At 45.3% G+C, this 12,654-nt stretch carries 8 protein-coding genes and 7 tRNA genes; 14 read left to right on the forward strand and 1 reads right to left on the reverse strand.

Annotation, left to right across the window (positions count from 1 at the left end; genetic code table 11):
* The first annotated feature begins 11 nt into the window (after positions 1-11).
* Both nlpD and rpoS read left to right on the forward strand, forming a co-directional pair.
* Positions 12-926 (forward strand): murein hydrolase activator NlpD, encoded by a 915-nt coding sequence (nlpD, locus tag CWO08_RS19930; protein WP_048659388.1) that lies wholly within the window; start codon positions 12-14, stop codon positions 924-926.
* Positions 927-1,024: 98 nt separating this feature from the next.
* Positions 1,025-2,005, forward strand: coding sequence for an RNA polymerase sigma factor RpoS (rpoS, locus tag CWO08_RS19935; protein WP_017059027.1), 981 nt, complete (start codon positions 1,025-1,027; stop codon positions 2,003-2,005).
* A 133-nt stretch (positions 2,006-2,138) separates the two neighbouring features.
* Here the strand turns inward: rpoS and mutS are convergent, their stop codons facing one another.
* Positions 2,139-4,700: a DNA mismatch repair protein MutS gene (gene mutS / locus CWO08_RS19940; protein WP_108020970.1), complete on the reverse strand. Its 2,562-nt coding sequence runs from the start codon at positions 4,698-4,700 to the stop codon at positions 2,139-2,141.
* 124 nt (positions 4,701-4,824) lie between these two features.
* Here mutS and pncC point away from each other — a divergent pair, with 124 nt between their 5' ends.
* The 12 genes from pncC (at position 4,825) to CWO08_RS20000 (ending at position 12,519) form a co-directional block, all read left to right on the forward strand.
* On the forward strand, positions 4,825-5,319 hold the full coding sequence (gene pncC, locus CWO08_RS19945; protein WP_102431727.1) for a nicotinamide-nucleotide amidase: 495 nt from the start codon (positions 4,825-4,827) through the stop codon (positions 5,317-5,319).
* A 139-nt stretch (positions 5,320-5,458) separates the two neighbouring features.
* A complete protein-coding gene (recA, locus tag CWO08_RS19950) occupies positions 5,459-6,499 on the forward strand; it encodes a recombinase RecA (protein ID WP_017056586.1) in 1,041 nt (346 codons plus the stop codon).
* Positions 6,500-6,830: 331 nt separating this feature from the next.
* Positions 6,831-9,413 (forward strand): alanine--tRNA ligase, encoded by a 2,583-nt coding sequence (gene alaS, locus CWO08_RS19955; protein WP_108020971.1) that lies wholly within the window; start codon positions 6,831-6,833, stop codon positions 9,411-9,413.
* 220 nt (positions 9,414-9,633) lie between these two features.
* Entirely contained in the window at positions 9,634-10,815 is a 1,182-nt protein-coding gene (locus CWO08_RS19960; protein WP_080967413.1) for an aspartate kinase, read from the forward strand.
* 92 nt (positions 10,816-10,907) lie between these two features.
* A complete protein-coding gene (csrA, locus tag CWO08_RS19965) occupies positions 10,908-11,105 on the forward strand; it encodes a carbon storage regulator CsrA (protein WP_004415691.1) in 198 nt (65 codons plus the stop codon).
* A 474-nt stretch (positions 11,106-11,579) separates the two neighbouring features.
* Positions 11,580-11,672 (forward strand) — tRNA-Ser (locus tag CWO08_RS19970).
* Between the two features lie 43 nt (positions 11,673-11,715).
* Positions 11,716-11,792, forward strand: a tRNA-Arg gene (locus CWO08_RS19975).
* 44 nt (positions 11,793-11,836) lie between these two features.
* Positions 11,837-11,929: transfer RNA gene (locus CWO08_RS19980), tRNA-Ser, on the forward strand.
* Positions 11,930-12,018: 89 nt separating this feature from the next.
* Positions 12,019-12,095, forward strand: a tRNA-Arg gene (locus CWO08_RS19985).
* Positions 12,096-12,152: 57 nt separating this feature from the next.
* Positions 12,153-12,229 (forward strand) — tRNA-Arg (locus CWO08_RS19990).
* A gap of 79 nt (positions 12,230-12,308) precedes the next feature.
* Positions 12,309-12,385 (forward strand) — tRNA-Arg (locus tag CWO08_RS19995).
* A 57-nt stretch (positions 12,386-12,442) separates the two neighbouring features.
* A tRNA-Arg gene (locus CWO08_RS20000) sits at positions 12,443-12,519 on the forward strand.
* Positions 12,520-12,654: the final 135 nt, after the last annotated feature.

Here is a 12,654-nt window from a genome sequence, read left to right on the forward strand (position 1 = left end):
ATAGAGAGTCGATGCGTTCGAAGTTGTTTAAAGGAAGTACTTTACTGCTTAGCTGTGCCCTTGTTGGGTGTGCAGCGAATTCGCCTGCGCCGGTTTCAAGCCTTAACAAGAATTACTCATCGATTGATCGTGGTAGTTATCGCGGTAGTTACTATGAAGTGAAAAAAGGCGATACGCTTTATTTCATCGCTTATGTGACCAATAAAGACGTCAATGACCTCGTTAGCTACAACAAATTGTCTGCGCCTTATACTATTCACCCAGGGCAGAAGCTTAAGTTGTGGCGTCCTAGTTACAATGCGCCAGCGTATGGTAAGTCAACGGTAGCGGTAGCAGCTGTTGCTGCGCCTGTCGCGGCATCGACAACGTCATCTGCGGCAAATAAACCTAAATCCACATCGCAATCGAGCAAAAACTCTAAACCAGCTCCAGCTCAAACTACCACCAAAGTGGCGAAAAAAGATCCACCAAAGAAGGTTGAACAATCCAAATCAAAGGAGTATGTTGGTTCTAAAGGTAAACAGAATGTTACACCGTCCACCAAACCAACAAGTGATAAAGTATCCAAATGGTTATGGCCAACTAAAGGGAGAGTAATCAAGAATTTCTCTGTAGGCGAACAAGGAAATAAAGGCATAGACATAGCAGGACAGCGAGGTCAGCCAATAGTATCTACTGCAGGGGGAACGGTTGTTTATTCGGGTAATGCACTGCGAGGCTACGGCAATCTAGTGATTGTGAAGCACAATGATAATTACTTAAGTGCATACGCGCATAACGACCGACTATTAGTATCTGAAGGGCAAAGTGTGAAACCAGGGCAGAAGATTGCAACAATGGGAAGCTCTGGAGCCAGCAGTGTTAGGCTGCACTTTGAGATTCGTTACCAAGGTAAATCAGTTAATCCAAAACGATATTTGCCTTAAATACAATATGAACGATTAACGTATTGTATTGAGTGACATAGTCATTTAGCGACATATGAAGTTGTAATGTCATGCTAATTTCGCCAGGGGGAGGCGTTATGAGTATAAGCAATGCAGTAACCAAAGAAGAGTTCGATCTTGACCAAGCAACCACGGAACCGGAAGCTCTTGGAAAAGCAAAACGAACAGTCACTAAGAAAACCGAAGCGAAAGAAGAAGTTGAAGTTACGTCTAAAAGCTTAGATGCCACTCAACTGTATCTAGGCGAAATCGGTTTCTCACCACTACTAACCGCAGAAGAAGAAGTGCTTTACGCACGTCGAGCTCTACGCGGTGATGAAGCAGCACGTAAACGCATGATCGAAAGTAACCTGCGTTTGGTGGTAAAAATTTCTCGTCGTTATAGCAACCGTGGTTTGGCACTTCTCGATCTAATCGAAGAAGGCAACCTAGGTTTGATTCGCGCCGTAGAGAAATTTGACCCAGAGCGAGGCTTCCGCTTTTCAACTTACGCAACATGGTGGATTCGTCAAACCATTGAACGTGCGTTGATGAATCAGACTCGCACTATCCGTTTGCCAATCCATGTTGTGAAAGAGCTGAACATCTACCTACGTACTGCAAGAGAACTATCACAAAAGCTTGACCACGAACCAACAGCTGAAGAGATCGCTTCTAAGCTAGATAAGCCGGTTGGTGATGTGAGCAAGATGCTTCGTCTAAACGAAAGAGTGAGTTCTGTAGATACGCCAATTGGTGGTGACGGTGAGAAAGCACTGTTGGATATTATTCCAGACATCAACAATTCAGATCCTGAGGTTTCAACTCAAGATAGCGATATCAAGAACTCACTGATCTTCTGGCTTGATGAACTGAATCCTAAGCAGAAAGAGGTACTTGCACGTCGATTTGGACTACTGGGTTATGAACCGTCAACGCTAGAAGAAGTTGGTCGTGAAATCAGCCTGACTCGTGAGCGAGTTCGTCAAATCCAAGTTGAAGGTCTTCGTCGTCTACGTGAGATTTTGATCAAGCAAGGTCTGAACATGGAAAACCTGTTCAACGTTGAAAACGACTAAACGATATTCCACGATATCGAAATAAAAAAACGCTGACCTAATGTCAGCGTTTTTTAGTTTTAGCTTCTGGTTTAATTTTGACTTCAGCTAGAAACCACAGCGCTTGGCTATTTAAACTAGAGTGCTTCTTAAGTTAGAGTAGCTTCTTCAAGCGGTAGAGCTCTTCTAATGCTTGGCGAGGGGTTAGATCATCAGGATCAACATTCGCTAGTGCTTGCTCCACCTCACTCGGTTCAGGGATCAGGCTAAGTTGGTTCGCGATATCAACACCACTTGGCTTCGATGTTGGCGACTCCATACTTAACGCTTCTAACTGAGTCAGCTTCGCTCGAGCATTCTTGATCACGGCTTTCGGTACGCCAGCTAAACCTGCAACCGCTAGACCGTAAGATTTACTTGCTGCACCTTCTTGAACCGCGTGCATAAAGGCAATGCTGTCACCATGCTCAACCGCATCTAAGTGTACGTTTGCTAAAGTTGGAAGTTGGTTAGGCAGTTCAGTTAGCTCAAAGTAGTGCGTTGCAAACAGTGTCATCGCATTGATTTGATTGGCTAGCCACTCTGCACTTGCCCAAGCCAGAGACAGACCATCGTAAGTACTGGTACCACGACCGATTTCATCCATTAGCACAAGGCTATTTGGTGTCGCGTTGTGCAGAATATTTGCGGTCTCTGTCATCTCAACCATGAAAGTTGAACGACCAGAAGCCAAATCATCGGATGCGCCAATACGCGTAAAGATACGGTCGATAGAGCCGATGGTTGCGCTTTCTGCAGGTACATAACAACCGATATGAGCCATCAATGCGATGAGTGCCGTTTGGCGCATGTAGGTCGATTTACCACCCATATTTGGACCTGTGATGATCAGCATCTTACGTTGATCATTCAGGTCGATAGGGTTAGCAATGAAAGGTTCGTCCATCACTTGTTCTACTACTGGGTGACGACCTGCTTGGATCTGTACACCCGCGGCTTCTGTCATGGTTGGACGACAGTAATCAAGAGTATCTGCGCGCTCAGCTAAGTTCTGTAGTACATCAAGTTGAGATACTGAAGAAGCGATGTTTTGTAGGCGTTCTAGATATGGCAGTAGCAAATCAAACAACTCTTCCCAAAGCTGTTTCTCGATAGCGAGTGCTTTCGACTTAGAGTTAAGTACTTTGTCTTCGTGTTCTTTCAGCTCAGGAATGATATAGCGCTCAGCGTTCTTCAGCGTTTGGCGACGAACATAATGTGGCGGCACAAGGTGGCTTTGCCCACGGCTCACTTGGATGAAGAAACCGTGTACGTTGTTGTAGCCAACTTTTAGCGTGTCGATACCGTGACGTTCACGTTCTTCTTGCTCAAGCTTATCCAGAAACTCGGTTGCGCCCGCAGCAAGGTCACGCCATTCATCTAGCTCGGCGTTGTAGCCTTCAGCAATCACACCGCCATCGCGGATAACCACGGGTGGGTTCTCTTTGATTGCACGCTCAAGTAGCTCAGAAACCTCATCCACAGGAGAGGCATACTGAGCAAGTTGAGTCAGGTATGGGTGTTTCAGCTGCGTCAGTGTTTCAGCTAGCTCTGGTAAATATTCCATCGCTTGGCGAAGTCGTGCCATATCACGTGGACGAGCAGAACGAAGAGCAAGACGAGCAAGAATACGCTCGATATCACCAATCTGCTTTAAGGTTGGCTGTAGCTCTGTGAATAGAGCCAAATCTTTCATCTCACCAATCGCATCTAAGCGCTGATCGAGTGCAGAGATATTGCGCATTGGTTGATGTAACCAACGCTTAAGCATGCGACTGCCCATCGCAGTTGCGGTGTGATCAAGCACTTCAGCAAGAGTGTTATCTGTGCCACCGCCAAGGTTTTGCGTGATCTCTAGATTGCGGCGAGTCGCAGCATCAAGGATCACTGAGTGATCTTGCTTATCCATCGTCAGTGAACGGATATGAGGAAGGGCTGTACGTTGGGTATCTTTCACGTATTGGATCAAACAACCAGCCGCACATAGACCCAGTTTTGCGCTTTCTACGCCAAAGCCAACCAGATCGCGAGTACCAAATTGTTTATTTAATTGCTGCTTAGCGGTATCTAATTCAAATTCCCATACAGGGCGGCGGCGGTTGCCATTACGGCTTGCCATTAGATTTACAGGTTCGAAATCTTCAGGGAACAGTAGCTCACGTGGTGAGGTTCTCTGCAGTTCTGCGGCCATTGCTTCTTCGGTTTCTGGCTCGCAAAGTTGGAATCGACCGGAGGTAATATCCAGTGTCGCGTAACCAAACTTACCGTTGTGATGGTAGATGGCTGCAATCAGGTTATCAACACGCTCAGAAAGCAATGCCTCATCGGTCACGGTGCCGGGTGTGACGATACGTACAACAGCACGTTCAACAGGGCCTTTTGAAGTTGCTGGATTACCAATCTGTTCACAAATTGCTACGGATTCACCAAGTTGTACTAACTTTGCAAGGTACCCTTCAACGGCATGGTAAGGAACACCCGCCATCGGAATAGGCTCACCATTTGATGAACCGCGTTTAGTCAGTGAAATATCGAGGAGTTGAGAAGCTTTTTTAGCATCATCATAGAAAAGCTCGTAGAAATCGCCCATGCGGTAGAACAGCAGAATTTCTGGGTTTTCTGCTTTCAGTTTTAGGTACTGCTGCATCATGGGAGTATGTTTTTGATCGGCTTTCACAGTTAACTTCTTTCGTTTATTTCTATTGCGGCTTAGGATACGTGAAAGCGTTTCGTGCGAAAAGCGGCTGATGCGAAAAGATGCGAATCCAAATGATATGACAGTAAATAAAGGGAAGCTGATGATGCAGATGACTCAAGACCTTAGTGAACAGCTTGGACATTTACTCGCTAAACACAAACAAGTGTTAGTGACGGCTGAATCTTGCACTGGCGGAGGTGTCGCGACTGCAGTCACTGACATTGCGGGCAGTTCTGGGTGGTTTGATCGCGCTTTTGTTACTTATAGCAATGAAGCCAAGCAAGAGATGATAGGTGTGCAGCTTAAAACCTTGATTGAGTTCGGCGCTGTGAGTGAGCCTGTCGTCATAGAAATGGCGAGCGGGGCATTGCAATACTCAAACGGGACTATCTCTGTATCGATCAGTGGCATTGCCGGGCCAGGTGGCGCGACCGAAGATAAGCCTGTTGGTACAGTATGCTTCGCGTGGAAAGCACTAAATGGCTGGGATAAAGTAGAAACGCATGTATTTACAGGCGACAGATCACAAGTACGCCAACAAGCCACGCACCATGCCCTGCAAGTTATTTATGATTACCTATCAATGGAAGGTAAGTAACATTTGTACAAATTATTTTCATACAGGTATGGACACTGTATGAATCAACAGTATAATGAAAGCCAATTAGTCACCCCTATGTGGGTTAGAAATAGATTCTAGATCGCTTGTTGAGACAACCGATTATGTGGAGATAGAGATGGACGAGAATAAACAAAAAGCGTTAGCCGCAGCCCTTGGTCAGATTGAAAAGCAATTTGGTAAAGGTTCTATCATGCGTCTTGGTGATAACCGCACAATGGACGTAGAAACTATTTCTACTGGTTCTCTATCTCTAGATATCGCACTAGGTGCTGGTGGCCTACCGATGGGGCGTATCGTAGAAGTTTACGGTCCAGAATCATCAGGTAAAACAACGCTAACGCTTGAGCTTATTGCTGCAGCACAGAAAGTAGGCAAGACGTGTGCTTTCGTTGATGCGGAACACGCACTAGACCCTATCTACGCTCAAAAGCTTGGTGTTGATATCGATGCGCTTCTTGTTTCTCAACCAGATACGGGTGAGCAAGCGCTAGAAATCTGTGATGCACTGGCTCGTTCAGGTGCAATCGATGTACTTGTTATTGACTCAGTAGCAGCGCTAACACCAAAAGCAGAAATCGAAGGCGAAATGGGCGACAGCCACATGGGTCTTCAGGCTCGTATGCTTTCTCAAGCGATGCGTAAGCTAACTGGTAACCTTAAGCAGTCTAACTGTATGGCTATCTTCATCAACCAAATTCGTATGAAGATTGGTGTGATGTTTGGTAACCCAGAAACAACAACTGGTGGTAACGCTCTTAAGTTCTACGCATCTGTTCGTCTTGATATTCGCCGTACTGGTGCGATTAAAGATGGTGATGAAGTTGTTGGTAACGAAACTCGTATCAAGGTTGTTAAGAACAAGATTGCTGCACCATTCAAACAAGCTGAAACTCAAATCCTTTACGGTAAAGGCTTCAACCGCGAAGGTGAGCTTATCGACTTAGGTGTTAAGAATAAGCTAGTAGAAAAAGCGGGCGCTTGGTACAGCTACAAGGGCGATAAGATCGGCCAAGGTAAAGCTAACGCTGGTAAATACCTACGTGAAAACCCAGAAGTTGCTCTAGAGATCGATACTAAACTTCGTGAGTTACTACTGACTCCTGCTGTTCTTGAAGAGAAAGACGTAGAGAAAGAAGAAGAAAACGAAGAGCTATAAGCTAACGTTTTATAGAGTCGATGTTTGAAAGAAGCATCCGCTTGAAAGAACTTAAAGCCTCGCATATTTTATGCGGGGCTTTTTTATTGGAGCAGTTCCGTCGAGCATGTATTTGGTCAACTCTCTTTCGTTGACTGAGTTTCTTCGGTACTAGGTCGTCGATTTACTTCTGCTTTTCCACGGCTAGATATAGTGGAATATTCTTCATTTTATCGAATTCCCACAAAAATCCTGCCCAAGGGTGTCTTTTCTACAAGAAAACTAGTCGAAGCCTTAACCATGATCTACAATACGGCAAAATTCTAACTCGACTATTTTCAGGAAGAGCTGCATGTACATGAGCACTGATGAGGTTCGCAACGCGTTCCTTAAGTTCTTTGAGAGCAAAGAACACCAAATCGTAGACAGTTCATCGTTAGTTCCACATAACGATCCAACCCTGCTATTTACTAACGCAGGTATGAACCAATTCAAAGATTGCTTCTTAGGCGCCGAAAAGCGTGCCTACACTCGAGCAACTACGGCTCAGCGTTGTGTACGTGCGGGTGGTAAACACAATGACCTTGAAAACGTAGGTTTCACGGCTCGTCACCACACGTTCTTCGAAATGCTAGGCAACTTCAGCTTTGGCGACTACTTCAAAGAAGAAGCGATTGGCTTTGCTTGGGAATTCCTGACTGAGACTCTTCAACTGCCAAAAGACCGTCTACTGGTAACGGTATACGAGACAGATGATGAAGCATTCGATATCTGGAACAAAAAAGTAGGTGTCCCTGCTGACCGCATCGTTCGCATTGGCGACAAAGAAGGTGGTAAACAGTTCGAGTCTGATAACTTCTGGACGATGGGTGACACTGGCCCTTGTGGTCCATGTACTGAAATTTTCTACGATCACGGTGAGCACATTTGGGGTGGCCGTCCTGGTACACCAGAAGAAGATGGTGACCGTTTTATCGAGATCTGGAACAACGTATTCATGCAGTTCAATCGTCACGCTGACGGTACAATGGAGCCGCTACCTAAGCCAGCTGTTGATACTGGTATGGGTATTGAGCGTATTTCTGCAATCATGCAGGGCGTTCACTCTAACTACGAAATTGATGTATTCCAAAAGCTAATCAAAGCGACAGCGGAAGTTGTGGGTCATGACGACTTATCTAACCAATCGCTACGCGTTATTGCTGACCACATCCGTTCTTGTTCATTCCTAATCGCTGACGGCGTTATGCCTTCAAACGAAGGTCGTGGCTACGTTCTACGTCGTATTATTCGTCGTGCAGTTCGTCATGGTAACAAGCTTGGCGCGCAAGGCGTGTTCTTCCACAAACTTGTAGCTGTGCTTGTTGAAGTGATGGGCTCTGCTGCTGAAGAGCTGAAGAAACAACAAGAGCTTGTTGAAAAAGTACTTCGCATTGAAGAAGAGAACTTTGGTCGAACTTTAGAGCGCGGCATGGTTATTCTTAGTGATGCGCTTGACGCACTTGAAGGCAAAGAGCTTGACGGTGAAACAGTTTTCAAACTTTACGACACATACGGCTTCCCAGCTGACCTGACTAACGATGTTGCTCGTGAGCGTGATTTCACGATCGATGAGGAAGGCTTTGAGAAAGCGATGGAAGCACAGCGTAAGCGTGCTCGTGAAGCTGGCCAATTTGGTACAGATTACAACGCGACGATCAAAGTGGACACGAACACAGAGTTCTGTGGTTACACTGCTACCGACGGTATGGGTGATATTTCTGTACTGTTTGTTGACGGCGAAGAAGTATCGTCACTGTCGGCAGGTGATAAAGCAATCATCATCCTTGAAGAGACACCATTCTACGCTGAGTCAGGTGGTCAATGTGGTGACGCAGGTACCCTAAAAACTGCATCAGGTCTTTTCAAAGTACAAGATACTCAGAAACTAGGTAACGCATTTGCGCACCACGGTGAGCTTGTTGAAGGTGTATTTGCTAAGGGCGATAAAGTAGAAGCTTCGGTTGACGCTGAGCGTCGTGCGGCTATCTCACTAAACCACTCTGCAACTCACTTACTTCACTCTGCATTACGCGAAGTTCTCGGTGAGCACGTTGCTCAGAAAGGTTCTTTAGTTAAGCCAGATAACCTACGTTTTGACTTTTCTAACCTTGAAGCGGTAACACCGGCACAGATTAAAGAAGTAGAGCGTTTGGTTAACGCACAAGTTCGTAAGAACCACGTGATTGAAACCAACATCATGGATATTGAGTCAGCGAAAGAAAAAGGTGCAATGGCACTGTTTGGCGAGAAGTACGATGATGAAGTGCGCGTTCTATCTATGGGCGATTTCTCTACTGAGCTTTGTGGTGGTATCCACGCAAGTAACACGGGTGATATCGGCCTATTCAAGATCACCTCTGAAGGTGGTATTGCTGCGGGTATTCGTCGTATTGAAGCGGTAACGGGTGAAGCTGCTCTAGATGCAGTAGAGGCTCAGGCTAACGCTTACGAAGAGAAGCTTGCTGAATCAGCTAAGAAAGCGAAATCTCTAGAGAAAGAAATCCAACTGCTTAAAGAAAAGATGGCTGCTGCAGAAAGCGCAAACATCATGGGCAAAGTAGAAGACATCTCTGGTACTAAAGTTTTGGTTGCTGCAATTGAAGGCGCAGACAACAAGAACCTACGTACTATGGTTGATAACGCTAAAAACCAAGTAGGTAGCGGCATCATCCTGATCGCAAACGTAGCAGACGGTAAAGTTGGCTTGATTGCTGGTGTAACCAAAGACCTAATCGGCAAAGTAAAAGCGGGTGACCTTGTTAAGATGGTTGCTGAGCAAGTTGGCGGTAAAGGTGGCGGTCGTCCAGATATGGCTCAAGCGGGCGGTACTGACGTTGAAGCTCTGCCAGAAGCACTTAAATCTGTGCGTACTTGGCTAGAAGAGCGTCTTTAAGCTTAAGTAATTGATACAAAGATGCCCAATCAGTTGATTGGGCATCTTTTATTTTGCCTATTGGAAGCGTGTTTAAACAAGGTTTGATTGAGATTAACCAAGAAGTCTAATGGTGGCGTTAGACTCCTTGGTTAATTTTTTATTGCTTCGCCTTGACGCGGAGTATGTGTTTTTTTGTCATATATAGACATTGGTCTTGGGAAGGTGAGGACGGGTGAAAATGCCTCTTATCGTGCAGAAATTTGGTGGAACGTCGGTGGGTTCAATTGAACGAATCCATCATGTAGCAGAAAAAATCATTGAAGCGAAAAATGAAGGGAACCAGATTGTGGTTGTCGTTTCTGCTATGTCAGGTGAAACAAATCGGTTGGTTAACTTAGCCACACAAGTTGATAGCGTACCAAACGCTAGAGAACTGGATGTGCTGTTAACGGCTGGCGAGCAAGTTTCCATGGCCTTGTTAGCAATGACGTTACACAAGTTAGGTTATGAAGCGACATCGATGACTGGCTATCAAGCCAAGATACACACGGATTCTAATCATAATAATGCAGCGATTGAGCGTATTGATACTGCCCCGATTCAAGCACTGTTAGATGACAACCAGATTGTCATTGTTGCAGGCTTTCAAGGATTCAATGCGAAAGGCGATATCACAACATTAGGTCGCGGTGGTTCAGATACTACAGCGGTAGCGCTTGCGGGTGCCTTACAGGCGAAAGAATGCCAGATCTATACTGATGTAGATGGTGTTTACTCTTGTGATCCTAGAGTCGTGAAGCAATCTCAAAAATTAGATACTTTAGACTTCCCTTCTATGGAAGAGATGGCACGCCGAGGTGCTAAGGTTTTGCATCTTCCGTGTGTTCAGTATGCATGGCAGCACAACGTGCCATTGCGTGTGCTTTCAAGCTTTGAACAAGGCGAGGGCACATTGATCACGGGTAATCAGTGTTTGAATGATATTGCTGGTATCGCTATTCAAAGAGATATGGTGCGTATCGAGTGTTTGAATGAAGATTTACCGTCTTTCATTTCACATTGCCAACTGTTGGGGATCGAAGTCTGTAGTGTGATCGAGGAAACAGAACGGGCAGCACTCATTATTAAACAAGACATAAGTGCCAAATTAAAACTAGTTTTTGACGAGAAAATCCGTAATAGTGAACAGGTTAGTTTGTTAACTGTGGTAGGAAGCCGAACACAAGAAATTGTGGTCAGTTCACATGGATTGTTGTCTGAAGGCGAAATTGATGTACAGCATCACTTATTGCAGCAGCAGTCTTTAACTTTGGTGATATCACCAACGCAAGTCGATATGGCTGCTAACATATTACACAATGCATACATCGTAGCGCGTGAAACACAAGGTTATCCTAAAAAAGAAGTGCATTTTGGTTAAATAAACTCAATCGATAGTTTACGAAAATATAACTTTTGTTGGATAATGCTCTCGTAGCTAGATAAATTTAGAGATTACTCAAGGAGCAAAGAATGCTAATTTTGACTCGCCGCGTTGGCGAAACACTGATGATTGGTGATGAAGTAACAGTTACTGTACTAGGCGTTAAAGGTAACCAAGTACGTATCGGTGTTAACGCACCTAAAGAAGTATCTGTTCACCGTGAAGAGATCTACATGCGCATTCAAGCTGAAAAAGGTAATGGTAACGTTGCATCTGGCAACTACTAATACTTTTGCGTAGAGAAGAGGCTAGCATTGTTGCTAGCCTTTTTTGATCTTGGGGAATCGAAACACTCATTATGACATAGATGAGTTGGATAACGGATCGGGCTCAAAGTTGTGAAGTGAATGCTTTGTGATGTTGTGAGATACAGACAAGGTTGAACAGAACTGTTGCTCTCTATTTTGTTTGGCAAAACTCAAGATTTATTAGCTTCCCCTATGGCGAAAATACGCATCCCGTAGTATTGTGCCATCAGCGGTAGCACTTGCTGCTGGATAAATTAGATAATTGTTTTCGGCTGTTTATTATTGCCAATCTTTCACCTTAATTTTTAAGGGAAAAAGCGCGATTTGAATCTTATAAGTTCAATTTGCAAGCGCTTTGATTAAATAGCAAACGGTTGAGTGTTTTTGTCCAATTTTTTTCAATAAAGTGTTTGACATATTTTCGGTAAAACGTAATATGTGCCTCCGCAAGACGGTGAGGTGGCCGAGAGGCCGAAGGCGCTCCCCTGCTAAGGGAGTATGTGGTTTGTAGCTGCATCGAGGGTTCGAATCCCTCCCTCACCGCCATTTTTTGCGAGTCTAAAATTAGCAATTTAGACAATGTAAATGTGCGTCCTTAGCTCAGCTGGATAGAGTACCTGGCTACGAACCAGGCGGTCGGAGGTTCGAATCCTCCAGGACGCGCCATTCTCTCTTCTCTTACTTGTAAGTGATGTGAGAATAATGAATTAGGTGAGGTGGCCGAGTGGCCGAAGGCGCTCCCCTGCTAAGGGAGTATGTGGTTTGTAGCTGCATCGAGGGTTCGAATCCCTCCCTCACCGCCATTCATTACAGGCCGATGGCCTTTTTTTTTCTTCGTAGCAAGAAGAATGTGATATATTTCACAACTTCATTCTTAATGAATGAACACCGTGCGTCCTTAGCTCAGCTGGATAGAGTACCTGGCTACGAACCAGGCGGTCGGAGGTTCGAATCCTCCAGGACGCGCCACTCTTTAGGGTTTCCTTGTGAACTCCTGATATTGAGAATACTGATATCGAAAACCGTGCGCTCTTAGCTCAGCTGGATAGAGTACCTGGCTACGAACCAGGCGGTCGGAGGTTCGAATCCTCCAGAGCGCGCCACTATTTAGGGTTTAGTTCTTATAAGAATGTGAATCCTGATATTGATAAATCGTTCGTCGAGAATTGATATCAAAACCGTGCGTCCTTAGCTCAGCTGGATAGAGTACCTGGCTACGAACCAGGCGGTCGGAGGTTCGAATCCTCCAGGACGCGCCACTCTTTAGGGTTTCCTTGTGAACTCCTGATATTGAGAATACTGATATCGAAAACCGTGCGCTCTTAGCTCAGCTGGATAGAGTACCTGGCTACGAACCAGGCGGTCGGAGGTTCGAATCCTCCAGGACGCGCCACTATTTAAGGGTTTATTTCTTATATGAATGAAAATCCTTGTATTGACTAAGTTGATACTAAAACCGTGCGCTCTTAGCTCAGCTGGATAGAGTACCTGGCTACGAACCAGGCGGTCGGAGGTTCGAATCCTCCAG

It is taken from the genome of Vibrio sp. 10N.286.48.B8, assembly GCF_003050085.1.
GTDB lineage: Bacteria > Pseudomonadota > Gammaproteobacteria > Enterobacterales > Vibrionaceae > Vibrio > Vibrio crassostreae.